Origin of the sequence: Pseudonocardia adelaidensis (assembly GCF_039543345.1) — a bacterium.
GTDB lineage: Bacteria > Actinomycetota > Actinomycetes > Mycobacteriales > Pseudonocardiaceae > Pseudonocardia > Pseudonocardia adelaidensis.
Genome location: NZ_BAABJO010000044.1, coordinates 31,545 through 54,633, shown reverse-complemented (window position 1 = coordinate 54,633; position 23,089 = coordinate 31,545). Strand labels below are relative to the sequence as shown.

The window sequence follows — 23,089 nt, the reverse complement described above, 5'->3', positions numbered from 1 at the left end:
CTCAGCCCCCGGCGACCGCGGCGCGCAAGGCGTCCGCGGTGTGATCGACCTCCCGCCCGTTCACCAGCACGGTGGGCGTCGCGGTGACGCCGGCCTGGGATGCGGCATCGGTGACCGAGCGCGTCCAGCCCGCGTACGTGCCCTCCTGCACGCAGCCGGCGAACTCGTCCCCCGCGCCCGCCTGCCTGCCGAGCGCCACGAGCTGGTCGTCGGGCAGGCCCGCTGCGCCCTCGGCGGGCTGGTTCGCGTACAGCAGCTGCGCGAACCGGGGGAGGACGCCGGCGTCGGCGGCGCAGCCCGCGGCCGCCGACGAGCGGCTGGAGTACTGCGTGCTGGAGAAGCGGTTCAGGTACGCCACCGGGTGGTAGACGACCCGCGCCTGCCCGGACGTGACGAGCTGGTCGATCGTGGAACCCACCTGCTGCTCGTACTGGCGGCAGGCCGGGCACTGGAAGTCCAGGTACAGGTCGATGGTCGCCGGCGCGTTCGGGTCGCCGACGGCGACCCCGGCCGCGGTGGCGCCCGCAGGCAGGTCGCCGCCCGCGCCGGCCTGCGCGCGGTAGACGCCGAACCCGACGGCGCCTGCGAACAGCACCAGCACGACGACCGCGACGAGCGTGAAGGTCGACGGGCCACCGCGCCGGACGGTGGGGGTGCGAGGCATCAGGATGGCTCCTTCATGAGTGCGAGGCGACCGCCCGGCCACCGGGCGAGGAGGACGGCGAGCACCGTCAGCGCGGCGTCGCGGGCGAGCTCGAGCGCGTACGTCGGGTCCTGCCCGGCGGCGAGCTCGCCGCCCGAGCCGAAGCAGCCGCAGTCGATCCGCAGCCCGCGTGCCCAGGCCGCCGCGATCCCGACGCCGAACGCGAGCATCAGCACGGCCGAGACCGCGGCGGCCGCCCGGACCCCGGCCCCGACCACGAGCAGCACGCCCAGCAGCAGCTCCACGACCGGCAGGCCCGCGCCGACGACCTGCGCGGCCGTCTCGGGGAGGAGCCGGTAGGCGCGCACCGCGCGTACGGAGGCGTCCAAATCGGTGATCTTCGAGGCGCCCGCGACCAGCCACACGGCGCCGAGCAGCAGCCGCGCCGCGGTGGCGAGCCACGGGAGCAGCGCGGATCGGGAGGAGGTGATGGAAGGCATCACCCGAGGTGGTCGCCCTGAAAGGGCACCGGGTTCCCGAGCACCGTGGATCCATGGTGCTGTTCGCGGCCTTGGGAAACAGCGCGTCGGGAAACAGCGCGTCGGAAACAGCGCGTCGGGAAACAGCGCGTGGGAGCAGCGCGTGGGAACAGCGCGTCGGGAAACAGCGCCTTCGGAAACAGCACGGTGGGTCCACGACGCCCTATGCGGCTTTGTGGTGGGCTGTCGGTTGCAGGCCGCCTCCGGCGAAGCCTTCTCCGTCCACTCCCCCGTCGTGTCCGGCAACGGGTTCGGAGACGGCCTCGGCAGCCGTCCCGCCGCCGCGCCGCCCGAGCCGGGCGTGCAGCAGCAGGAGGACGAGGCCGACGATCACGGGCACGTGCCCGGCGAGCCGGCCGATCTCGACGTGCCCGGCGAGCAGGTCCATCGCGCTGAGGGCCACCAGCAGCGCGACGAACGCGCCGATCACCGGCACCAGGCCGCCCGCGCGGCGCGCCCCGGTGGCGGCCCACGCGAACGCGACGCCGAGGGCAAGGTTCCAGGCTGCGCTCTCGTGCGAGAAGTGCGCCATGCTCGCCCCCGCCAGCTCGCCGGGGCCTGCCCCGGCCGCGGCGACGATCCCGCTCAGCGCGAGCGCCAGCTGCCCGACGGCGAGCACAGCGAGGGCGGCGCGGACGGCGTCCCGGGCGAGCGAGCGCCACGTCCGCCGCGGCGCCGGGCGGGACTCGCCCGCGTCGAGCGCGGCGAGGAGGCCGGGCAGCACGTCGGGGAGGTCCTCGGCGGGGCGCAGCCGGGCCAGCCGCGTGACGTGCGTGGCCCGGTCGGAGAAGGCGCGGCAGGCGGCGCAGTCCTCGACGTGGCGTTCGAGCGCCTCGACGTCCACGCCGGGGTCCTCCCCGTCCATCCGCGCGGAGATCGCGTCCCGGCAGTCCTCGCACCGCATGTGCCTATGGTCGCTGGCGGGCGCCCCGTGGTTCCCGGCGCGGGCCGTCGGTAGCCGCGGTGGATAGGCTGGGCGCCGTGGCCCAGCGAGCGGACGACGAGCAGATCACGGCGTGGGCGCTCGCGGCCGGGCGCGGTGATCGCGATGCGCTCTCGGCGTTCGTGCGCTCCACCCAGCGCGACGTGTTGCGGTTCGTGTCGCACCTGGCCGACGCCGGGCAGGCGGAGGACCTCGCGCAGGAGACCTACCTGCGCGCCGTGGGGGCGCTGCCGCGGTTCGAGGGCGCCGCCTCGGCACGCACCTGGCTGCTGTCGATCGCCCGGCGCGTGGCGGCCGACGCGGTGCGCGCTGCGGGCAGGCGGCCGCGCACCACGGCCGTCGCCGACTGGGACGCGGTCGCCAGGGATGCGGTGGCCGAGCGCACGGGGGTGGCCCGTCGGCCCGGTGACGAGGCCGTGGTGCTGGGGCAGCTGGTCGCGGCCCTGCACCCGGACCGGCACGAGGCGTTCGTGCTCACGCAGGTGCTCGACCTGAGCTACGCCGAGGCCGCCGAGGTGTGCGGCTGCCCGGTGGGCACGATCCGGTCCCGGGTGGCGCGGGCCCGCGAGGACCTGGTGCGGGCCCTCGACGGCGGCGCGATCGACGGCGGGCGGCGCCGCGAGGCCTGACCCGTGCCCCGCGTGTTCCGGTGGCGCGGCTCGGTACGGTCGGGACCGTGTCGACGAGGCTGACCAGCAGTGACCTGACCGGTACCGACATGACCGCCCGGTTCCGGGCCCTGCACGTGCCGGGCGATCCGTTGCTGATGCCCAACCCGTGGGACGAGGGGTCGGCGAAGGCGCTCGCCACCCTCGGGTTCGCGGCGCTGGCCACCACGAGCAGCGGGTTCGCCGCCACCGCCGGCCTCGTCGACGGTGCGGTGGGCGCTGTCGACACGCTGCAGCACGCCGCGGCGATGGCCCTGTGCGTGGACGTCCCGGTCAACGCCGACCTGGAGGACGGGTGGGGCGACGACCCGGGCGAGGTGGCCAGCACGGTCGCCGAGGCCGTGGCGAGCGGCCTGGCGGGCTGCTCGATCGAGGACTACAGCGCGGGTGCCGACCCGGAGATCCACGACGTCGGGCTGGCCGCCGAGCGGATCGCGGCGGCCGCGGACGCCGCGAAGGAAGGTCGCGGGCTCGTGCTCACCGCGCGCGCCGAGAACTTCATCCGCGGCAACCCCGACCTGGGCGACACGATCGAACGGCTGCAGGCCTACCAGGAGGCGGGCGCCGAGGTGCTGTACGCGCCGGGCCTGGTGGAGCTCACCGACATCCGCAGCGTGGTGTCGTCGGTCGACCGGCCGGTGAACGTGCTGCTCATGCCGGGGATGGTGCCGGTCGCGGAGCTGGCCGAGGCGGGCGTGGCCCGCATCTCGGTGGGAGGCACGTTCAGCGCCGTCGCGTTCGGCGCGCTCGCCCGTGCCGCGCGCGAGCTGAAGGAACACGGCACGTACGGCTTCTTCGAGCTCGCCCGGGAGGGGCGCGAGCTGACGACGAAAGCATTTCGACTGCACTAGAGCTGGTTAGAAATCACTATATCCAGCACCGGCATCGGCGCGTTCGAGTGATGCGGCTCACTCTCGGGTGATTTCGCGGGTGTCAGATCGTTGTTCACCGCCCGGTCGCGCATACGCTGATCGCCGCCTCTCGACGATCTTGCTCGCCGGGTCGTCGCGGGCGAACTGTCCCTCTCGCAGAACGGATGACGCCCGTGCGACTCGCGCCGCTCCTCACCGTCGTCGCTGCAGTGATCGGGCTCACGGGAGTCGTGGCGCCGCCGGCCGAGGCGGCGCCCCCCGCACCGGCGCAGCCGGAGGAACCGTGGCGGCTCAGCGGCGACCTCGCCGCGCACGACCCGGGGCTGGTCGTCGGCGGCGGGGGCGACAACTGGTACGTGTTCGCCACGGGCGAGGAGAGCAAGGGCGCCGGGAACATCCAGATCCGCTCCTCGCCGGACGGGCACAAGTGGACCTACGAGGGCACGGTCTGGGACGAGATCCCGAAGTGGGTCAAGGACGCGGTACCGGGTGTGAAGAACCTCTGGGCGCCGGAGGTCTACGAGGCCAACGGCATGTACTACCTGTACTACGCGGCGTCGACGTGGGGGCACAACAGGTCGGTGATCGGGCTCGCCACGAACGAGACGCTCGATCCGGCCGACCCGGCCTACGAGTGGGTCGACCGCGGCGAGGTCATCGGCTCCCAGCCGGACGACGACTACAACGCCATCGACCCGGGCATCGTCGAGGACGGGTCGGGCACGCCGTGGATGGCGTTCGGCTCGTACTGGAGCGGGATCCGGATGGTGCAGCTGGACTGGCCGTCGGGGAAGGTCGCCGACCCCGACCAGGAACCGCTCCGCATCGCCGACCGCAAGGCCTCGCCCAACGCCATCGAGGCGGCCTACATCGTGAAGAACGACGGCTACTACTACCTGTTCACGTCGTGGGGCCAGTGCTGCCAGGGCTCCGACAGCGACTACAAGATCATGGTCGGGCGCTCGAAGAAGGTGACCGGTCCCTACGTCGACCGGGACGGTCGCAAGCTGCTCGAGGGGGGCGGCACCACGGTGCTCGTCGACCAGGGCAACCGCGTCGGTCCGGGCGGCCAGTCCGCCTCCGACGACATCATCGCCTACCACTACTACGACAAGTCGGCGAACGGGGCCACCAGGCTGGCCATCCAACCGCTGGTGTGGGACGACGACGGCTGGCCGGAGCTGCAGAACAAGGACTGAGCCGTGCTCAGGGTTCGAGGACCGCGTACTCCAGGCCGGTGAGCGACGCCGCCCGGTCCAGCGCGGCCTCGAACCGGTCGAGGTCGAACACGTGGGCCCGCACCGGGTCCAGGTCGATCGCCCCGGAGCGGACGAGCTGCCACACCTCGAGGGCCGTGGCCGAGTCGAACATGAACGACCCCGCGACGGTCAGCTGCCTGCGCTGGATCCGCTGGTAGGGCAGGGCCAGGTCGTGGCGCACGCCGCCGACGAGCACGGCGGTGCCGCGCAGGCGCAGTGCGTCGACGCAGGCGAGCGTCGGGTCCGTCGTGGGTGTGTGGGCGATGACGTCGAGCAGGAGGTCGGCGCCGTCGTCGGTCTCCTCCAGGATCGCCGCGGTGTCCGAGGCGCGGTCGCCGGACAGCGGCACCGGGCGCACGCGCGGGTCGAGCGCCGCGAGCGCGGCGAGCGCGTCGGCCCGGCGTCCCGTCACGATCACCCGGACGGCGCCCCGCGCCAGCGCGGCGAGCGTGCCGGCGCCGCCGAGGTTCCCGGTGGCGCCGTTGACGAGGACGGTCTGCCCGCCGCGCAGCCCGCCCCGGCGCAGCCCGCCGTCGGCGATCGCCAGCGAGGCCAGGAACGGCAGCAGTTCGGGGCGGGACCACTCCGCGCCGCCGGGCAGGGTGGTCAGGCACGAGGCGGGGTAGCAGGCGCGCTCGGCGAAGCTTCCGTGCCGCCACACCTGCTGCATCCGTGCCGAGCGCGCGCTCCCGGTGCCGGTCCAGCCGATCAGGATCTCGTCCGGTGAACCGACCGCATCGCCCGAGGAGTGGAGCGAGTTGCACAGCACCACGTCCCCCGGGCGGTGCGCGAAGACGTCCTCTCCCACCGCCCGCACCCGCCCGACGCACGTCGGCCCGGGAACCAGCGGGGTGGGCAGGTCGTAGCCCAGCTCGCCGTCGAGCACCTGGCGCGTGTAGGACGGCACGCGCACCGCCACGACGTCGACGACCACGCCGCCGGGCCGCACCTGCGGGTCGGGGACCTCCCGGACCGCCCACGGTGCACCGACCTTCTCCACCCATACCCCTCGCACCCCGTCACGATAAGGACCGCGCCGCCGCTTCCACCGGTGCCCGGGCCGCGGAACTTCCGGTGTACTGATGGCGTGACGTCGGTGCTGCGCTGCCCGGTGGTCGTGGGGCGGGCGGGTGAGCTGGCCCAGGTGCGCCGGCTGGTGGCCGCCGCCGCGTCCGGCCGCGGGGGCGTGCTGGCCGTGCTCGGCGAGGCCGGGGTGGGCAAGACCCGGCTGCTCGACGCGGCCGCAGCCGCGGCGGCCGATGCCGGGCTGCTGGTGCTCGGCGGCCGGGCGGTGCAGGGCGGAGGCAGCTACCGGGCGATCGCGGAGGCGGTCGTCGGGCGGCTCGACGCCCCCGCCGCCCGGGGGTCCGCCGCCGTCCGGCCCTACCTCCCCGCCCTCGACGCCCTCGTCACCGGGGGTGCGGGCCCGGCGGCCGGGGTGCCCGCCGCCGACCCCGCGGTGGTGCTCGGGGAGGGCGTGCTGCGCGTCGTGCGCGCGCTCGCGGAAGCGCACACCGGATGTCTGCTGCGGCTCGAGGACCTGCACTGGGCCGACGAGGACACGCTCGCGATCGTCGGCTACCTCGCGGCCGCCGTCGTGGACCGCCCCGTGCTCGTCGCCGTGTCGTGCCGGGACGAGCCGGCGGAGGCGGCGGTGACCGCGCGGCTGCGCACGCTGCCCGGGACCACCACGGTGCACCTGCGCCGGTTGGGTGAGGCCGATGTCGCCGCGCTCGCGGCGGCCTGCCGGGGCGGACGGCCGTTGCTGCCCGAGGACCGCCGGGACCTGTACGCGCGCTCGGCCGGCCTGCCGTTCCTCGCCGAGGAGCTCCTGGCCGGATCCGACCGGGAGGTACCCCCGTCCCTCGCGGCGCTGGTCGCGGCCCGGCTCGAGGCCCTCGACGCGGCCGGGCGCACGGTGCTGCACGCCGCCGCCGTCCTCGGACCCGACCCGGACTGGCGGCTGCTCGCGCCGGTCAGCGGTGTGCCGGACGCCGATGTCGTCGCCGCACTGCGCCGCGCCGTCGACGTCGGGCTGGTCGTCCGGGCGAACCCGGCCGGCCTCCGGTGGCCGCACGCGCTCGCCCGCGACGCCGTGCTCGCCACCCTGCTGCCGCCGGAACGGGCCGGCCTCGCCGCCCGGGCCGCGGACGTGCTGGCCGGGCGAGCCGGTCCCGACGACGAGCCGAGGGCCGCGGAGCTCTACGCCGAGGCGGGCCGCCCGCGGGACGCTGCGGCCGTGTTGCTCCGGCTGGCCCGCCGGGCGGCGGGGCGGGGTGCGTTGCACTCGGCGGACGCGCTGCTCGCCCGCGCCGCGGGCTCGGCAGCGGGGCCCGAGACCATCGCGGAGATCGTCGGGGAGCGGGTGAGCGTGCTGACGCTGGCCGGCCGGGCCGACGAGGCGCTCGCGCTCGGCGACGCCCGGCTGGACTCGCTCACCGGCGATGCCCACGCCGAGCTGTGCCTGCGGCTCGCGCGCACGGCCGTGACCGCGGCCCGCTGGACCGCGGCCGAGGGGTACGTCGAACGGGCCGGGCGGCCGCGTGACCCGCGCTCCACCGTGCTGCGTGCCGACGCCGCGTTCGGAGCCGGGCGGCCGGACGAGGCGGCCGCGCTGGCGGCCGAGGCGATCGTCGCGGCGGAGCGGGCGGACGCACCGGCCGTGCTCTGCGAGGCGCTGGGCGTCGCCGCGCGCACCACGTGGCAGACGGACCTCGCGGCGACCGCGGCGGCCTTCCGCCGGGCCGCGCAGGTGGCCGCGGAGCACGGGCTCACGCCGTGGCGCGTCACGGCGCTGTTCGGCGTCGGGATGCTCGAGGCGCTGGACGGCGACGAGATCCCGACGCTGCGCCGCGCCCGCGAGCTCGCCACCGACGCGGGGATGCTGGCCCAGCTCGCGTCGATCGAGCTCATCGAGTCCGACCACGTCCTCCACACCCGCGGGCCGGGCCCGGCGGGGGAGCTGGCCGGCCGGGCCGCGGATGCCGCCGAGCGGCTCCGCCTGCCCCAGCTGCGGGCACAGGCGCTGGTGCAGGTGGCGGCCTACCGGGCCGCGGCCGGTGACGTGACCGGGGCGGCCGAGGTCCTCGCGGCGACCGGCGCGGGGGCTTCGGGCGCCAACCCGTTCCGCGGCTTCGCGACCGCGATGGGCGCGCTGCTGGAGCACGACCTGCAACGTGCGGTCGTGGAGATGGACCCCACCGTGCCGCTCGTGCGGCGGGACCGGGGGATCGTGCTGCTCACCCCGGTCGGGCTCTGGGTCCTCCTGCGCACCGCGTCGGACGACCGTGGCGCTGAGGCCCGCGCCCAGCTCGGCGCCGTCTCGGGCGGGCTGTCGCGCACGATCCGCGCGAGCCTCGACTACGCCGACGCGGTGCTGGCCGGGCGCTCCGGCCGCCTGGTGGACGCGGTCGCCCACCTGAACGCGGCGGACGCCGCACTGGCCGGCCGGCCGTGGTGGCGCCGGTTGCTGCGGCTCGTGGTGTGGGAGTGCGCGGTCGCCGACGGCTGGGGTGACCCGGTCGCCGGGCTGCGCGCCGACCTGGCCGCGCACCACGAGGCGGGGGACACCCACCTCGAACGGGCGTGCCGCGACCTGCTCCGCCGCGCCGGGGCACCCACCCGCCGCCGCGGCGACACCGTCGTGCCACCGCGGCTCGCCGCGCTCGGCGTCACCGGGCGGGAGGCCGAGGTGCTGGCGTTCGTCGTCCGCGGGCTGACCAACGCCGAGGTCGCCGAGCGGCTCGTGCTCTCCCGCCGCACCGTCGAGACCCACGTCGCCAGCCTGCTCGCGAAGACGGGCGCCGCGAGCCGCCGCGAGCTGGGCCGGTGGGTCGACCCGGCCTGACCCGGGTGCTGGGGCTGGAACGCCACGTTCACGCAACCCGCTTGCAGGAAAGTGGCTTTGCTGCAACCCCGCCGAGTGCGCTGTCGAGCGCGCGCGTGAGGGTCCCAGCGGGGTCGTCGCACGGCCCGTCGTGCCGCCAGGACACGATCCCGTCGGGGCGCACCAGCACGGCCGAGGCCGGGCCCAGCCGGTACGCGGCGCGCAGGGTGCCGCGCGGGTCGGGGAGGTCCCGGCAGGCCACCAGCACCTGCACCGGGACGGCGCCGTGCCCCCGCGCCGCACCCGCCCAGCCCGCGCCGCCCGGTCTGGTCAGCACGGTCATCCGGTCCTCGAACAGGTCGAGCGTGCTAGCCCGCCGTCCGTGCCGGCGCACCCACACGTGCGGGGCGCGCTCGCCGGGCCGCGCCGTGCGGAAGTGCCCCTGCGCGGGCGTGGCGCCGTCGTCGATGATGACCGGGGAGCGGTAGGTGCGACCCAGGTCGGTGGGCAGGCCGTCGTCCGGCTGCCGCTCCTGGAGCAGCGAGCGGGCGGCCAACGCCCGGCCGAGCGGTTCGCGCTCGGTCCCGTAGCTCTCCAACAGGTCGTCGCCCGCGAGGCCGCGGACGGCCCACGCGAGCCGCCAGCCCAGCTCGTGGCCGTCGTGGATCGCGGTGTTCATGCCGATCCCGCCCATCGGCGTCATCCGGTGCGCCGCGTCGCCGACCACGAAGACCGGACCGGACCGGACGGCCGTCGCCACGTCCGCGGCCATGGTGAACGCGCCGGTGGCGAGGAGCTCGGGACGCAGCCCGGGGATCCCGGTGGCGGTGCGCAGCAGCTCCGTCCAGCGGGTCGGTGTGTACTCCGCGGCGCTTTCGCCGCGCTCGGGGTCCCACCGCCGCGTCGCGGTCCAGCGGCCCGCGCCGACCGGCACCAGCACGCACTCCGCGTCGGGGTGCTTCACGAAGACGATCCCCGGCAGCCGCCTGCCCAGCAGCGCGGCGAGATCCGGGCGGAAGAGGACGTTGACGAACTCCCCGAGCGAGCCCAGGTGGTCCCAGCCGATCCCGGCGGCGGTGCGCACCGCGCTGCGCGGGCCGTCCGCGCCCACCACGTACCGGGCCCGCACCGTGCCGGCGGGGCCGAGCGTGGCCCGCACGCCGTCCGGTGTGGCGCGCAGGGCCGTCAACGCCGTGCCGAACCGGATCTCGCCGCCGCGCCGGCGCACCTCGGCGGCGAGGACGGGCTCGATGTGGTCCTGCGCGCAGATCGCCGGGTAGGCCGGGCTGACGGCCAGCGCCTCCCGGATCGAGGGGTAGGCGAACCGCACCAGCTCGTCCGGTTCCGCGGCCAGCGTGTGCGTGACGGCGACGCGCGGGTCGCAGTCGACGCCGCCGTCCCGGATCGCGCGGTCGACGCCCCAGAACCGGAAGAGCTCCATCGTCCGCGTGCTGACCCCGGTGGCGCGCGGCACGGTCGAGGTCCCGGCCCGCCGCTCGACGACGAGGACGCGGGCGCCGTGGCGCAGCGCGGTGAGCGCGGTGGCGAGGCCGGCCGGGCCGGCGCCGACGACGAGCACGTCGGTGGTGCGTGAATGCATGGCCGGGAGCCTGGTCACCCGCGCCGCTCGCGGGATCGGTAGCGGATACCGAATTATCGGTAGCCGGTACGGATCCGGCCCTCCTCCCGCGAGCGGACGCTTCGGCGTATGACTTCCACCGTGGTTCGCATCGACCCCTCGAACGCCCGCCGGCTGCAGGCGTGGGACGGCGCCGAGGGCGACTACTGGGCTGCCAACGCGCACGCATTCGAACGGGCACTGGGCGGCTACGACGCCGCGTTCTTCGCGGCGGCCGCGATCCGCCCCGGCGACCAGGTCCTCGACGTCGGGTGCGGCACCGGCTCCACCACCCGCGAGGCCGCCCGGCGGGCGGAGCACGGCTCCGCGACGGGGATCGACCTGTCGGGGGCGATGATCATGGCCCGGGCCAGGTCGGCGACCGCCGCGCTGACGAGCCCGCTGCCTGGGACGTACGCGAACACCCCGCCGCTGGCACTGTTGATGCCCTTCGCGGCGGCCCGCTCCAGCACGGCGAGCAGCTCGTCGACGGCCCGGCCCTGCTCGGGCGGTGGCCGGCGCACCGCGGGGTCGGCGAGCAGATCGGCCACTCCGCTGCGGTCGATGGCCGCCGCGGTCCGCACCCGGTCGACCTGCTCGACCACGTGCTCGACGGCCGCGTGCAGCAGCGCGCGCAGCTCGGGACCGGTCGGCTCGAGCGGTCGGGCGAGTGCAGGGACGCAGGCGGGGTGCGGCATCGCCCCATCGTCCGCCGAGCGACGCCACCCGAATCGGTAACGGCTACCGGTTTTTCGCCGACCTCGGGCGAGCAACGCCTCGGTCGTCGTCCCGGCAGACGGGCGCTCGTACCGAGTGGATCGCCCGGTCACCGGACGCGAGGAGCTGGAGGTGCGGGATGCTCGTGCTCACCGGTATGCAGGTGGAGGAGCTGCTCGACCTCGACGAGCTCATCGACGCCCTCGGCGCGGCCATGGCCGACCTGAGCGCGGGGCGGGCGTCGGCGCCCGACCGGATCGGCGCCGTCGTGCCCGAGCACGAGGGCATCCTCGCCGCGATGCCCGGATACGTCCCATCGGCCGGCGTGCTGATGACCAAGCTGGTGACGCTCTACCACCGCAACGCGGGAACGGCCCTGCCGACGCACCAGGCCGTGATCGTCGCCTGCGACCCGGAGACCGGACATCCGGACGTGTCATGTCCGACCACATCGGTGATACCGGTGTCTTGGGAGATCGGTGACAGTGGTGAGCAGGACGCCCCGCAGTGTGTGGGGCCGCTGCTCACAGTTCAAGGGCGCCCTGTCGGGCGTCGCCTCCGGCGATGGTGCTGCGGGCCACCCTTGAGCGGTGAGCCTCGGCCGCCCCGGGCTGGCGGGCAGGGGCAGGCGGATGGCCTGCCCCGGGTGTGCGCGGGGCGTCCTGCTCGGCTCGCCGAGTGGGCTCGAGCAGGGGTTGGCTGGGTTGGCGGTAGTAGCGCTGCCCGGGTAGGAGGGTGAGCGCGCGGACCGGGTGGCCACCGTCGAGCAGCAGCAGCCGGCGGCCGTAACGCACCGCGGTGATCTGGGTGCCGGCCAGTCGAGTGCCCAGCCCGATGCTGGTACGGCCCAGGTAGATCACGCCACCGCGGGTGACGGTGTGCCGGGAGAGCGTGACCCGGGCTGGCCTGCCGACAACGATCGGCTCCTGGGCCGGTCCGGCCGGGGTGCGCGCGGCCCACGCTTGGGCCGGGGTGGCGCCGCGCAGCGCCCGGTGCGGGCGGCGGTGGTTGTAGAACTCGACGAACCAGTCCAACTGGGCCTGCAGCTGGGCCAGGCTCACCGGCCGGGGCTGGGTGCGTAGCCAGCGTTTCAGCGTCTGGTGGAACCGTTCGATCTTCCCGCAGGTTTGCGGGTGGAACGGGCGGGCGTGGATGGCGTGGATGCCCAGCGCGGCTAGCCCCTCGACGAAGTCCCCGCTGCGGCTCACTCCGCCAAAGCAGGGCCCGTTGTCGGACAGGACCCGCGCCGGCAGCCCCCACCGCTGGCCGGCGGCGTGCACCGCGGCCTGCGCGGCGGCGGTGGTCGGGGCCGGGCAGGCGTGCGCGGCCACCACCACTCGGGAATGGTCGTCGAGCACATCCATCACCCAGACCTCGGCACCGTCCGGGCCGCCATCGGTCAGTTCCCAGCGGGTGGCATCGATCTGCCAGCAGCCGTTCGGGTCCGGATAGGTGAACCGGGTGTAGCTGGCCCGTGGGCGTTTCTGCGGCTGCGGGGTCACCAGCCCGTTGCGCACCAGCACCCGGTGGATCGTCGACACCGCCGGGCACGCCAGCCCGGCCCGGCGCAGCTCGTCGGCGATCGAGGCCGCGCCCCGCGGCGGGTCCGGCCAGCCCTCGTCGGTGCGCAACCGGATGATCTCCAACTCCAGCGCCGCATCCACCGCCCCCGGGCAGGAATGCGGACGCCGCGACCGCGGCGCCAACCCGGCCCGACCCTCGGCCAGGTACCGGCGGCGCAGCCGGTAGTAGGTCTGCCGAGAGATCTCCAACTCCGCGCACAGCGCGGTCACCGACACCGCATCACAGCTACCGGCGAGCACCATCGCCAGCCGCGTCTCCATCGGGACAACCCTTCCGGCCACGGCCGAACACCCTCGACCGCGACCAGGTCAACTGTCACCGATGTCCCGAGACATCCTTGTCACCGATGTGTCCGGACTTGGCAACCGGACATCCGGACGCGCTCCTGGACGGCACGGTGATCACCGCCGTGCGCACCGGCGCGACGTCGGCGCTCTCGGCACGGCTGCTCGCCCGCGCCGACGCGGCGGTGCTCGCGATCCTCGGCACCGGCGTGCAGGCGCGCTCGCACGCGCGGGCCATCTGCCGTGTCCGGCCGATCCGGGAGATCCGCGTCGCGGGGCGCGACCCCGCGCGGTCGGCGGCCCTCGCCGACGAGCTGGGGGCCGAGCTGGGCGTGGCGGCGGAAGGCGCCGGTTCCTACGCCGAAGCGCTGGAGGGAGCCGAGATCGCCTGCGCCACCACCGCCGACGGTGAACCGGCGGTCCAGCGGCCGTGGCTCGCGCCGGGCGTGCACGTCACGTCCGTGCGTGCCGTCGGCCGCGAGCTCGACGACGCGACCGTTGCGGAGGCGCTGGTGTGCGTCGAGAGCCGGCGCGCGGCACTGGCCCCGTTCCCCGCGGGCACCGTCGACCTGGTCGAGCCCCTCCGGGCCGGCGTGATCGGCGAGGCGCACCTGCACTCCGAGCTGGGTGAGCTGGTGGCAGGCACCCGGCCCGGGCGTACGTCGGACGAGCAGATCACCCTCTACAAGTCGGTGGGCGTCGCCGTGCAGGACGCCGCCGCGGCGGCGCTGGTCCTGCGCGCCGCGCGCGAGCGGGGCGTCGGCACGGAGGTCCCGCTGTAGTCGGCCTCACGAGGCTCGGGGAACACGCCGCAGGCGGGTGCCGTTGGACGACCCATGGCGACAATCGAGCTGACCACCGAGAACTTCAACGACGTGGTCGGTGGCGACGGCACCGTGCTCGTCGACTTCTGGGCGTCCTGGTGCGGTCCGTGCCATCAGTTCGCCCCGGTGTTCGAGCAGGCGTCCGAGACCCACGAGGACATCACCTTCGGCAAGGTCGACACCGAGGCGCAGACGGCGCTGGCGCAGGCGTTCGGCATCTCGTCGATTCCCACGCTGATGGCGGTGCGCGACGGCGTGGTGCTCTACGCCCAGCCGGGCGCGCTGCCCGCTGCGGCACTCGAGGACCTCATCGGGCAGGTCCGCGCCGTCGACATGGACGCGGTGCGGCGCGAGGTCGCCCAGCAGGAGGCGGCACAGCAGGAGGCGGCACAGCAGGAGGCGGCACAGCAGGAGGGCTCGCAGTCCTGACCCGTCACCCGGGGACGTGCAGCGCGGTGGGGGAGGGGGCGCCGGCGCCCGCCACGAGCGGGACCCCGTCGCCGAGCCGGACGAGCGCTCCGACGAGGCACGTGACCTCGCGGGCGGCGAGCTCCTGCTCCCACAGCGCGAGGCGGGCCCCGGCGAGGACGTCGCCGACGCGCAGCCCGGCGAGCATCCCCGCGCCGACCACGGCGACGACGCCCCGCATCGTGAGGGAGACGGCGAGGTCGAACTGCAGGGTCGTCCGGAGGGTGCCGTTGACGATCACCTCGACCGCGAGCCGTTGCGACCAGGTGATCTCGTGTTCGGCGAGCACGACGTCCTCGGGTGCACCGGGGGCGTCGCGGGTGCGCTCCGCCGCCTCGACGAGCTCCCGGTAGCTGCTCCACGCGGCCAGCGCGAGCCCACCGAGGTCGACCTGGAGCGCCGCGCGCAGGACCTCCCCGACCCGTTGCTCGAGCGTCGGGTACGTCGCAGCCGCGAGCTGCCCGAGGTTCGCGAGGGCGCGCCGGCCGACGTGCGCGGTGCCGAGCGCGTGTTCCATCCAGCGCGGGTCGGACTCACCGAGCAGCGCGGCGACCGCCCACGGCATGTCCACTGGTCACTCCTTCGGTCGGTGCACGGAGGGGACGCCGGGTTCGGCGCGGACGACCACGCGCAGCGCGACGGTGTGCTGCTGCCCGCGAGGGCGGATGGCGAGCACCCCTGGCGGTGCCTGCGCCGCGACCGCCGAGACGGACGGCGGGCGGTTGTGCGGGCGGGACCGCCGTCGGACTGCCCGGATGAGCAGGAGCAGCCCGAGCCCCGTCGCGAGTGCGGCGACGAGTGCGGCGAGCAGGGCGTCGGAACCGGTGGACGTGACCTCGGGTGCCGCGGAGCCGACCGGCCCCGCGGTCGGGGCGGCCGCCGCCGCGGTCCCGGTCGGTGGTGCTTCGGAGGGCGGTGGTGCCTCGGACGACGGCGGCGGAGCGGAGGTCGGCGGCGGATCGGAGGTCGGGGGCGGGGTCGTGGTGGTCGGCGGGGGCGGCGCGACCACGACGATCACGGCGGACTCGGAGATCTCGTCGAACGCCGGCCCCCGACGGCAGGAGGCGCTCACGAGGTAGAAGGGTTCGGCGCCGGCACCGGCGGGCACGGTGACCGTGGCGGTGAACGAGCCGGCGGTGTCGAGCGTGGCCTCGCCGAGCGGCTGCGGGTCCTGCTCCGACTCCCACCGCAGGACCACCGGCGGCGGCTCGGCCGGGGGCGGATCGATGACGATGTTCTCGGGCTGCGGCTCGGCGGTGTCGGTGGGCTCCTGCGGGACGCATCCCGCGTAGCCACGTCCCACGACGCCGACGTCGTCGCCCGGTGCGGCCTCATGGGTGCTCAGCTCCAGCTCCGGGCGGTCGGGCGGCGACGCCGGCAGGATCGGGACGACCAGTGCCACGAGCAGCCCGGCGAGCCCCACCATGAGCGCCTCCCCCCGATGCCTGCAATGGTGAGGCCGGAAGGGCGCCGTTGATACGGCTGTTCGGCGAACTCAGTCGGGGACGTGCAGCAGGTACTCGTTCGCGGCCGCATCCCAGCGCATGGTGATCAGGTTGCGGGCGCGGGCGGCCTTGGCGAAGGACAGGAAGGTGTTGAAGCCGTAGCGCTTCTCGCTGAAGCCGGGCCGCCGCTTGCGCAGCTGGTCCTTGAGCCCGCTGAGCTGCGGCGGGGACCCCAGCGCCTGGAGTTGCCGGACGACGTCGACGAGCAGCGCGAAGGCGTCGTCGACCTCCGACCCGTCCTCGGGGAAGCCCACCTCGGGGTCGCCCTGCGCCGATCCGGGGCTCAGTTGGAGGACGTGCTCGCCCTCCAGGTGCCGCAGGAGCTCACCGAACCCGCGGAACCCGAGCTCTGCCTCGTCGAACGTGGGGTCCTTGCGCAGCACGGCGCGCTTCAGGCGGGACGCGAGCACCGGTCCGTCGGCGTGGCGCTGCAGGCCGGCGAGGGTGCGGGTGATGAGCTGTGCGGCATCCCCGTCGTCGGCCTGCGCCGCCTCCTCGGTCGGCTGCTCGGTCGGCTGCTCGGTCGGCTGCTCGGTCGGCTGCTCGATGGGCACTGCCTGGGGGCGGGCGCGGGTGCGGCCGCGGCGGGTCGGCTGGCCGGGCTCGACCCCGGGCAGGCGGTCGTAGAACAGGAACTCGTCGCATGCCGGCGGCAGGAGCGCCGACGTCGAGGACTGCACGCCGATCCCGATCACCCGCTTGTCGAGCTCCCGGAGCTTGTGGACCAGCGGGGTGAAGTCGGAGTCGCCGGTGCCGATCGCGAACGTGGTGATGAACCCGCGCGCGAAGGCGAGCTCGATCGCGTCGACGGCCATCTTGATGTCGGCCGCGTTCTTGCGGGAGCCGCCGACGCGCTGCGGGATCTCGATGAGCTCCACCTGCGCCCTGGCCAGCAGCCTGCGGTCCTCGTCGAAGGCGGACCAGTCTGCGTACGCCCGCCGGGCCACCACCCGCCCCCGCTCGGCGAGCGCGTCGGCCACCGGCCCGAAGTCGAACGGGGCCACGCCGAGGCCGTCGCGCGCCCCGATCGCCAGGTTCTCGTAGTCGAGGAAGAGGGCGATGCGTTCGTCGTCGTTGATCACGGTGGCGGCTCCGGCTGCTCGGTCGTGACGCAGCCTAGATCAGGTGGGCCGGAGCAGCCGCGCCGCGCGGTCGCCGGCCGCGAGCGCGTACGGGTTGCCGCGCCCGTGCGACCCTCGGGCGACCTCGACGAACTTGATCGCGTGCTCGTCGCGGGTGGCGACGGCCCGGTCGATCATCTCGTCGGGGTCGGGCGTCGTCGATCCGTGGGCCGGTCCGGCATCGTGCGGCCGGTACGCGCTGCCGAGTCGGATCAGGGCGTCGGCCGCCATCGGGCCGTGGTTGCTCAGCCAGCCGACGAACTCCGGGCCGGTGCGGTGCAGCCGCTGGTAGGTCTCGTCCAACACGTCGTGCATGCGACCAGTGGGCACCCTCGAGTCGACTCGAGGTCAACTCCCGGCTTGCTGGGGTGAGCGGACGACAGGGGTCGGCGCGGCCTGCAGGTGACGGCGCAGCGACGCCAGGTCCGCTCGTGCGGCGCTGGTGCCGGTGAGGAAACGCACCAGCAGGGCGGCGAACCGGCCCGGCTGCTCGACGTGCGGGAAGTGCCCGGCGCCGTCGAAGATCTCCAGGCGGCTGCCGGGGAGCAGGTCGTGGGCGCCCACCGTGTGCTCGACCGGGATCACCGAGTCCCTGCTGCCGCCCACGAGCAGCACCGGGACGTCGGCGAGCAGGTAGAGCCGCTCGGTGCCCTCCAGGCGCTGGCCCGACCAGTTCAGGGCACCGCGCACGGTCTGGGCGAACGCGCCTCGAGCGCCCCGATCGGTGAAGGAGGCGACGGCCGTGGTCATCTCGACGAGGTCGGGACGATCGAGCGCCGGCACCATCCGGCCGGCGAGCCGCGTCAGCCAGGGCGGGGTGACCGCCGGCAGCGCCCGCAGGACCCACGGGGTGCCGGGCAGGGTCGCCGCCCGCAGCGCGACGTTGACACCCTTGCCGAGCCCCCCGCTGGCGACCAGGACCAGACGCTCGGCCAGCTCCGGGAACTGGTAGGCGAACTGCATCGCCACACCGCCGCCGAAGGAGTGCCCGACCACCGTGGCGCGGTCCAGTTCGAGGGTGATCAGCAGATCCCGCAGCCCGGCCGCGTACGCCCCCAGGGAGTAGTCGCCGCTGCGCGGCTTGTCGGACCGCCCGTGGCCGAGCAGGTCGAGCGCGATGACGTGGGCGTGCCGGCCCAGGTGCGGCAGCACCGCCGACCAGGTCTGCGAGCTGCTGGCCAGGCCGTGCAGCAGCACCACGACGGGCCCGCCGCTGTCGGCGCCCGCTTCGAGGAAGGCGACCCGGCGGCCGTGCAGGAGGACCTCCCGCTCGGCGACGGGTCGGCGGGGAGGGTGGAGCGGGCCGGACGCCGAGATCGTCGACATGGAAGGGCTCCCGATGGGTTCGGCGGGCCGATGGCCCTGGGTGCGGGAACCGGGTCCCGCGAATGCAGGAGCCCGCCTCCACGGGGGAGGCGGGCTCCTGGATCGAGCGGTGGATCAGAGGACGCGGACGCCCGTTGCCTGGGGGCCCTTGGCGCCCTGGCCGATCGTGAACTCCACGCGCTGCCCCTCGTCGAGGCTGCGGAACCCGCCGGCGTCGATCTCGGAGTAGTGCACGAAGACGTCAGCGCCTCCGCCGTCCTGGCTGATGAAGCCGAAGCCCTTCTCGCCGTTGAACCACTTGACGGTTCCCTGTGCCATGTACTGCTGCTCCTCGCAGGTCAGTTGGCCTCCGCACTGTGCGGGGACCGGCCGGCCACGGCGGGGGTGCCGGCGTCCTCGTGACACCGGAACCGAACCACCGACTTGTTCCTGCGGGCGTGCAGAACACGAGCACCGAAACTGACGACCTGCCCCCTACAACTCCCCGGGGCCGGGAAATGTTCCGGTCCCGCGGGAAGATCTTCCGATCACTGCAGGCGCTGGTCCTTGAGCCGCTGGAGCTTGCCCACCGACCGTTCGAGCGTCTCCGGGTCGACCACCTCGCAGCGGACGTTGACCCCCACCGTGTCCTTGACGGCGGTCACCAGCTCCGCGGACGCCGCGGCGCGGCGTCCGGCCGGGCAGTCCGGCCTCGCCTCGACGCGGACGGTCATCGCGTCGAGCCGTCCCTCCGTCGTCAGGACGAGCTGGAAGTGCGGTGCGAGGCCCGCGATGCGCAGCACGACCTCCTCGATCTGGGTGGGGAAGACGTTCACCCCGCGCAGGATGATCATGTCGTCGCTGCGCCCGGTGATCTTCTGCATCCGGCGCATGGCCGGGCGCGCGGTGCCCGGCAGCAGCCGGGTGAGGTCGCGCGTGCGGTAGCGGATGATCGGCAGCGCCTGCTTCGTGAGCGAGGTGAACAGCAGCTCACCCTCGTCGCCGTCGCGCAGCGGCACGCCGTCCAGCGGGTCGACGACCTCGGGCAGGAAGTGGTCCTCCCACACGTGCAGGCCGTCCTTGCTCTCCACGCACTCCTGCGAGACACCGGGGCCCATCACCTCGGACAGGCCGTAGATGTCGACGGCGTGCATGCCCGTCCGGTGCTCGATCTCGCCGCGCATCTGCTCGGTCCACGGCTCCGCGCCGAAGATCCCGACCCGCAGCGAGGAGGAGGCCGGGTCGATGCCCTGCTTCTCGAACTCGTCGATGATCGTGAGCATGTACGACGGGGTGACCATGATGATCTCGGGCCGGAAGTCCTGGATCAGCTGGACCTGCCGCGGGGTCATGCCCCCGGAGACCGGGATGACGGTGGCCCCCAGCTTCTCCGCGCCGTAGTGCGCGCCCAGGCCGCCGGTGAAGAGGCCGTACCCGTACGCGACGTGCACCTTGTGCCCGGGCCGCCCGCCCGCCGCGCGGATCGAGCGGGCCATGAGGGCGGCCCAGGTGTCGATGTCGCGCTCGGTGTAGCCCACCACCGTCGGCTTGCCCGTGGTCCCCGAGGAGGCGTGGATGCGCCGCACCTGGTCCTGCGGGACCGCGAACATGCCGAACGGGTAGTTGTCGCGCAGGTCGGCCTTGGAGGTGGTGGGGAACTTCGCGAGGTCGGCCAGCTCCCCGCAGTCGTCGGGGTGCACCCCGGCTGCGTCGAACTTCGCCCGGTAGAACGGCACGTTGTCGTAGGCGTGGCGGAGGGTCCAGCGGAGCCGTTCCAGCTGCAGCGCCCGCAGCTCGTCCACGGACATGCGCTCGGCCGGGTCGAGCAGATCCGCGGGCGGCGCCTCCCCGAGCCGCCGTTCGGTCGTGGTCACCGCTGCCCCTCCTCCTGGGTCGACTTCTTGGCCACCAGCGTCAGCACGTCGTAGCGCGCCACCGACTCGCCGTCCTGCCGGGTGACGTCCGCGTCCCAGCGCACCTCGCCGTACCCCGCCGTGTCCCGCGGGGTCAGCTGCTTGCACGTGAGCGTGACGGTCAGCTCGTCGCCGAACTTCACGGGGGTGAGGAACCGCAGGCCGTCGACGCCGAAGTTGGCCAGCACCGGGCCGGGATCGGGGTCGACGAACAGGCCCGCGGCGAGCGACACCACGAGGTAGCCGTGGGCCACCCGCTCGCCGAAGAGGGGGTTGGCGGCGGCCGCCTCGGCGTCCATGTGGGCGTAGAAGGTGTCGCCGGTGAACTCGGCGAAGTGCTCCACGTCCTCCTGGGTGACCCGGCGCGGCCCGGCGACGATCGTGTCGCCCACCCGCAGCTCCTCCAGGTGCTTGCGGAACGGGTGCACGTCGGTGACCGTCCGCCGCGAGCCGGGCACCCACCGGCCGGTGATCGCGGTGAGGGTGTCCGGGTCGGCCTGCACGGCCGTGCGCTGCATGTGGTGCAGCACGCCGCGGATGCCGCCCATCTCCGCACCGCCGCCTGCGCGGCCCGGGCCGCCGTGGACGAGCGCCGGCAGCGGGGAACCGTGCCCCGTCGACTCCTCGGCGTCCTGCTCGTTCAGCACGAGCAGCCGCCCGTGCCACGGGGCGACGCCGAGCACGACGTCGCGCGCGAACGCCGGGTCGGACGTGACGACCGAGCCGGCGAGGCTGCCCTGCCCGCGCGCCGCGTAGTCGATCAGCTGATCGGTGCTCGCGTAGGGCAGCACGGTGGAGACCGGGCCGAACGCCTCGACCTCGTGCGGCTCGGCGCGGTCCGGGTCGCCGACCAGCAGGATGGGGGAGATGAACGCCCCCCGCTCGGGGTCGGCGTCGACCACCTCGACCTTCTCCGGGTCGCCGAAGACGATCCGCCCGGCGTCGGCGAGCGCCTTGACGCTGCGGCGCACCTCCTCGCGCTGCTCCAGGCCGGCCAGCGCGCCCATCCGCACGCCCTCGCTCGCCGGGTTGCCGATCGTGGTGCGCGCCAGCCGCGCCGACACGGCCTCGACGACGGCGTCCACGTGCTGCGCGGGGACGAACGCACGGCGGATGGCGGTGCACTTCTGCCCGGCCTTGACCGTCATCTCGGCGACGAGGCCCGTCACGTACAGGTCGAACCCGGGCGTGCCCGGCGCCGCGTCGGGGCCCAGCGCGGACAGGTTGAGCGAGTCGGCCTCGGCGGTGAAGCGCACCGCGCGCCGCACGACGGTGGGATGGGTGCGCAACGTCGCAGCGGTCGACGCCGAGCCGGTGAACGAGACGAGGTCCTGCTCGGTGAGGTGGTCGAGGAGGTCACCCGTGCCGCCGGCCACGAACTGCAGCGAGCCCTCCGGCAGCAACCCGGACTCGACGATCAGCTCCACGAGCGCGGCCGTGAGGAAGGCGGTGGGGCTGGCCGGCTTGATCAGCGACGGCACACCGGCGAGGAACGCGGGCGCGAGCTTCTCGAGCGGCCCCCACACCGGGAAGTTGAACGCGTTGATCTGCACCGCGACCCCGTGCAGCGACGTGCAGAGGTGCTGGCCGACGAACGTGCCGCCACGCCCGAGCGGCTCGACGGCGCCGTCGACGTAGACCGTGTCGTTGGGCAGCTCCCGGCGGCCCTTCGAGGCGTACGCGAGCAGCACGCCGATGCCGCCGTCCACGTCGAACTTCGAGTCGCCGAGCGTGGCGCCGGTCTGCGCGGACACGGCGTAGAGGCGCTCCCGGTGCGCGCGCAGGTGCTGGCCGAGCGCCTTGAGCAGGGCCGCGCGCTGGTGGAAGGTCAGCTCCCGCAGCGCGGGGCCGCCGACGCGCCTGCCGTGCTCGAGCGCGGCGGCGAAGTCGACGCCTGCCGACGAGATGCGGGCGACCTCGGCACCGGTCACCGCGTCGTGCAGCGGCCGGCCCTCCTCGGTCGGGCGGTGCCACCCACCGCTCACGTAGCTGCGCAGGACGGGCGCCATCGGCGGGCCTCCGTTGGATCCACTCAACCGACCGTTCGTTCGGGGCGACGCTAGCACGCGGACGGGGATGCTCCCAGGGGTCGGCCGGGTTGCAGCACAGCCACTTTCCTGCCACCACGTTGCGGCAAAGTGGCTTTGCTACAACCGTGCCCGCCGGTGTTCGACCGATCGTTCGGTCGGCCGTTACGCTGGCGCGATGACCGATGATCCGGCCGTCCGCCTCGATCGGGACGGGGCCGTCGCCGTGCTCACCCTGCAGCGGCCCGCGCGCTACAACGCCCTCACGGTGGAGCTGAAGAACGCGCTGCTCGCCGCGCTGGCCGAGCTCGCCGCCGCCGAGGACGTGCGTGCGCTGGTGCTCACCGGCGCGGGCAAGGCGTTCTGCGTGGGGCAGGACCTCGGCGAGCACGCCGAGGCGCTGCGGGGCGACCGGGCCACGGCGTTCGACACCGTCACCGAGCATTACAACCCGATCGTCCGCGGCCTGGTCGACCTCCCGTTCCCGGTGGTCGCCGCGATCAACGGCCCGTGCGTCGGGGCGGGGCTGGGCTTCGCGCTGGCATGCGACCTGCGCGTCGCCGCGGCCGGGACGTCGTTCTCCACGGCGTTCACCGGGATCGGGCTCACGGCCGACTCCGGGCTCTCGGCGAGCCTCGCCCACGCCGTCGGGGTCCCGCGGGCGCTCGAGCTGCTGCTGCTCGGCGAGAGCTTCACCGCGGAGGACGCCCGGGACTGGGGCCTGGTGCGCACGGTCGTGCCGGCCGGCGAGGTGCTCGACAGCGCGCTGGAGCTGGCCCGCCGGCTCGCGGCGGGCCCCACCCGGGCGTACGCCGAGGTCCGGCGGGCGGTGCGGTACGGAGCCACCGCGGCACTGGACGACGTGCTCGCCGCGGAGGCCCTCGCGCAGGCCCGGCTCGCCGCCACGTCCGACCACGTGCAGGCCGTCGCCGCGTTCGTGGAGAAGCGGCGCCCGACGTTCGAGGGCCGGTGA

The 23,089-nt window shown here is 74.7% G+C and carries 22 protein-coding genes and 1 pseudogene; 9 read left to right on the top strand and 14 right to left on the bottom strand.

Annotation, left to right across the window (positions count from 1 at the left end; all coding sequences use genetic code 11):
• Position 1: 1 nt before the first annotated feature.
• The 3 genes from ABEA81_RS37910 to ABEA81_RS37900 form a co-directional block, all read right to left on the bottom strand.
• The gene (locus ABEA81_RS37910; protein WP_345612159.1) at positions 2–664 is read right to left on the bottom strand and encodes a DsbA family protein; all 663 of its coding nucleotides are present in this window, start codon (positions 662–664) and stop codon (positions 2–4) included.
• The gene (locus tag ABEA81_RS37905) at positions 664–1,143 is read right to left on the bottom strand and encodes a MauE/DoxX family redox-associated membrane protein (RefSeq protein ID WP_345612157.1); all 480 of its coding nucleotides are present in this window, start codon (positions 1,141–1,143) and stop codon (positions 664–666) included. Before ABEA81_RS37905 ends, ABEA81_RS37910 begins: the two co-directional genes overlap by 1 nt.
• 202 nt (positions 1,144–1,345) lie before the next feature.
• A complete protein-coding gene (locus ABEA81_RS37900) occupies positions 1,346–2,086 on the bottom strand; it encodes a zf-HC2 domain-containing protein (RefSeq protein ID WP_345612155.1) in 741 nt (246 codons plus the stop codon).
• A gap of 77 nt (positions 2,087–2,163) precedes the next feature.
• Between ABEA81_RS37900 and ABEA81_RS37895 the strand changes: the two genes are divergently transcribed.
• From ABEA81_RS37895 to ABEA81_RS37885, 3 genes are all read left to right on the top strand, one after another.
• Complete coding sequence (locus ABEA81_RS37895) at positions 2,164–2,754, top strand: sigma-70 family RNA polymerase sigma factor (RefSeq protein WP_345612154.1); 591 nt, start codon at positions 2,164–2,166, stop codon at positions 2,752–2,754.
• Positions 2,755–2,801: 47 nt separating this feature from the next.
• Positions 2,802–3,644, top strand: coding sequence for an isocitrate lyase/PEP mutase family protein (locus ABEA81_RS37890; protein WP_345612152.1), 843 nt, complete (start codon positions 2,802–2,804; stop codon positions 3,642–3,644).
• 185 nt (positions 3,645–3,829) lie between these two features.
• Positions 3,830–4,864: an arabinan endo-1,5-alpha-L-arabinosidase gene (locus tag ABEA81_RS37885; protein ID WP_345612150.1), complete on the top strand. Its 1,035-nt coding sequence runs from the start codon at positions 3,830–3,832 to the stop codon at positions 4,862–4,864.
• A gap of 7 nt (positions 4,865–4,871) precedes the next feature.
• Here ABEA81_RS37885 and ABEA81_RS37880 read toward each other — a convergent pair whose 3' ends face one another.
• Positions 4,872–5,939, bottom strand: coding sequence for a zinc-binding dehydrogenase (locus ABEA81_RS37880; protein ID WP_345612148.1), 1,068 nt, complete (start codon positions 5,937–5,939; stop codon positions 4,872–4,874).
• 72 nt (positions 5,940–6,011) lie between these two features.
• Between ABEA81_RS37880 and ABEA81_RS37875 the strand changes: the two genes are divergently transcribed.
• Positions 6,012–8,771: an ATP-binding protein gene (locus ABEA81_RS37875; protein WP_345612146.1), complete on the top strand. Its 2,760-nt coding sequence runs from the start codon at positions 6,012–6,014 to the stop codon at positions 8,769–8,771.
• 28 nt (positions 8,772–8,799) lie between these two features.
• Here ABEA81_RS37875 and ABEA81_RS37870 read toward each other — a convergent pair whose 3' ends face one another.
• A complete protein-coding gene (locus tag ABEA81_RS37870) occupies positions 8,800–10,350 on the bottom strand; it encodes an FAD-dependent oxidoreductase (protein WP_345612144.1) in 1,551 nt (516 codons plus the stop codon).
• Positions 10,351–10,458: 108 nt separating this feature from the next.
• On the opposite strand from ABEA81_RS37870, the gene ABEA81_RS37865 reads away from it, so the two are divergent.
• Complete coding sequence (locus tag ABEA81_RS37865; protein WP_345612142.1) at positions 10,459–11,106, top strand: class I SAM-dependent methyltransferase; 648 nt, start codon at positions 10,459–10,461, stop codon at positions 11,104–11,106.
• A gap of 118 nt (positions 11,107–11,224) precedes the next feature.
• A pseudogene (locus ABEA81_RS42840) lies at positions 11,225–11,503 on the top strand (hypothetical protein); the annotation flags it as partial.
• A gap of 106 nt (positions 11,504–11,609) precedes the next feature.
• Here the strand turns inward: ABEA81_RS42840 and ABEA81_RS37860 are convergent.
• Positions 11,610–12,929, bottom strand: a complete 1,320-nt coding sequence (locus tag ABEA81_RS37860; RefSeq protein WP_345612140.1) for an IS481 family transposase — start codon at positions 12,927–12,929, stop codon at positions 11,610–11,612.
• A gap of 98 nt (positions 12,930–13,027) precedes the next feature.
• Here ABEA81_RS37860 and ABEA81_RS37855 point away from each other — a divergent pair, with 98 nt between their 5' ends.
• Positions 13,028–13,735: an ornithine cyclodeaminase family protein gene (locus tag ABEA81_RS37855; protein WP_345612139.1), complete on the top strand. Its 708-nt coding sequence runs from the start codon at positions 13,028–13,030 to the stop codon at positions 13,733–13,735.
• A gap of 54 nt (positions 13,736–13,789) precedes the next feature.
• A complete protein-coding gene (gene trxA, locus ABEA81_RS37850) occupies positions 13,790–14,206 on the top strand; it encodes a thioredoxin (RefSeq protein ID WP_345612137.1) in 417 nt (138 codons plus the stop codon).
• 4 nt (positions 14,207–14,210) lie between these two features.
• On the opposite strand, the gene ABEA81_RS37845 is transcribed toward trxA, so the two are convergent.
• From ABEA81_RS37845 to paaZ, 8 genes are all read right to left on the bottom strand, one after another.
• Entirely contained in the window at positions 14,211–14,816 is a 606-nt protein-coding gene (locus ABEA81_RS37845; RefSeq protein WP_345612135.1) for a hypothetical protein, read from the bottom strand.
• Between the two features lie 3 nt (positions 14,817–14,819).
• Positions 14,820–15,671, bottom strand: a complete 852-nt coding sequence (locus ABEA81_RS37840) for a hypothetical protein (RefSeq protein ID WP_345612133.1) — start codon at positions 15,669–15,671, stop codon at positions 14,820–14,822.
• A gap of 69 nt (positions 15,672–15,740) precedes the next feature.
• Complete coding sequence (locus ABEA81_RS37835; RefSeq protein ID WP_345612131.1) at positions 15,741–16,832, bottom strand: NYN domain-containing protein; 1,092 nt, start codon at positions 16,830–16,832, stop codon at positions 15,741–15,743.
• Between the two features lie 39 nt (positions 16,833–16,871).
• Entirely contained in the window at positions 16,872–17,186 is a 315-nt protein-coding gene (locus ABEA81_RS37830) for a hypothetical protein (RefSeq protein WP_345612129.1), read from the bottom strand.
• Positions 17,187–17,219: 33 nt separating this feature from the next.
• Complete coding sequence (locus ABEA81_RS37825) at positions 17,220–18,197, bottom strand: alpha/beta fold hydrolase (RefSeq protein ID WP_345612127.1); 978 nt, start codon at positions 18,195–18,197, stop codon at positions 17,220–17,222.
• Positions 18,198–18,311: 114 nt separating this feature from the next.
• Positions 18,312–18,515 (bottom strand): cold-shock protein, encoded by a 204-nt coding sequence (locus ABEA81_RS37820; protein ID WP_075955100.1) that lies wholly within the window; start codon positions 18,513–18,515, stop codon positions 18,312–18,314.
• Positions 18,516–18,724: 209 nt separating this feature from the next.
• Complete coding sequence (gene paaK / locus ABEA81_RS37815) at positions 18,725–19,984, bottom strand: phenylacetate--CoA ligase PaaK (protein ID WP_345612198.1); 1,260 nt, start codon at positions 19,982–19,984, stop codon at positions 18,725–18,727.
• A 62-nt stretch (positions 19,985–20,046) separates the two neighbouring features.
• Positions 20,047–22,098 (bottom strand): phenylacetic acid degradation bifunctional protein PaaZ, encoded by a 2,052-nt coding sequence (gene paaZ / locus ABEA81_RS37810; protein ID WP_345612123.1) that lies wholly within the window; start codon positions 22,096–22,098, stop codon positions 20,047–20,049.
• 196 nt (positions 22,099–22,294) lie between these two features.
• On the opposite strand from paaZ, the gene ABEA81_RS37805 reads away from it, so the two are divergent.
• Positions 22,295–23,089, top strand: coding sequence for an enoyl-CoA hydratase/isomerase family protein (locus ABEA81_RS37805; RefSeq protein WP_345612121.1), 795 nt, complete (start codon positions 22,295–22,297; stop codon positions 23,087–23,089).

What these genes read in the sequence shown, in the direction of transcription:
- paaZ (WP_345612123.1), bottom strand. Translation starts at nt 22,098, where the DNA reads ATGGCGCCCGTCCTGCGCAGCTACGTGAGCGGTGGGTGGCACCGCCCG.
- ABEA81_RS37825 (WP_345612127.1), bottom strand. Translation starts at nt 18,197, where the DNA reads ATGTCGACGATCTCGGCGTCCGGCCCGCTCCACCCTCCCCGCCGACCC.
- paaK (WP_345612198.1), bottom strand. Translation starts at nt 19,984, where the DNA reads ATGTCCGTGGACGAGCTGCGGGCGCTGCAGCTGGAACGGCTCCGCTGG.
- ABEA81_RS37910 (WP_345612159.1), bottom strand. Translation starts at nt 664, where the DNA reads ATGCCTCGCACCCCCACCGTCCGGCGCGGTGGCCCGTCGACCTTCACG.
- ABEA81_RS37840 (WP_345612133.1), bottom strand. Translation starts at nt 15,671, where the DNA reads ATGGTGGGGCTCGCCGGGCTGCTCGTGGCACTGGTCGTCCCGATCCTG.
- ABEA81_RS37900 (WP_345612155.1), bottom strand. Translation starts at nt 2,086, where the DNA reads ATGCGGTGCGAGGACTGCCGGGACGCGATCTCCGCGCGGATGGACGGG.
- trxA (WP_345612137.1), top strand. Translation starts at nt 13,790, where the DNA reads ATGGCGACAATCGAGCTGACCACCGAGAACTTCAACGACGTGGTCGGT.
- ABEA81_RS37805 (WP_345612121.1), top strand. Translation starts at nt 22,295, where the DNA reads ATGACCGATGATCCGGCCGTCCGCCTCGATCGGGACGGGGCCGTCGCC.
- ABEA81_RS37860 (WP_345612140.1), bottom strand. Translation starts at nt 12,929, where the DNA reads ATGGAGACGCGGCTGGCGATGGTGCTCGCCGGTAGCTGTGATGCGGTG.
- ABEA81_RS37865 (WP_345612142.1), top strand. Translation starts at nt 10,459, where the DNA reads ATGACTTCCACCGTGGTTCGCATCGACCCCTCGAACGCCCGCCGGCTG.
- ABEA81_RS37820 (WP_075955100.1), bottom strand. Translation starts at nt 18,515, where the DNA reads ATGGCACAGGGAACCGTCAAGTGGTTCAACGGCGAGAAGGGCTTCGGC.
- ABEA81_RS37885 (WP_345612150.1), top strand. Translation starts at nt 3,830, where the DNA reads ATGACGCCCGTGCGACTCGCGCCGCTCCTCACCGTCGTCGCTGCAGTG.
- ABEA81_RS37870 (WP_345612144.1), bottom strand. Translation starts at nt 10,350, where the DNA reads ATGCATTCACGCACCACCGACGTGCTCGTCGTCGGCGCCGGCCCGGCC.
- ABEA81_RS37830 (WP_345612129.1), bottom strand. Translation starts at nt 17,186, where the DNA reads ATGCACGACGTGTTGGACGAGACCTACCAGCGGCTGCACCGCACCGGC.
- ABEA81_RS37905 (WP_345612157.1), bottom strand. Translation starts at nt 1,143, where the DNA reads ATGCCTTCCATCACCTCCTCCCGATCCGCGCTGCTCCCGTGGCTCGCC.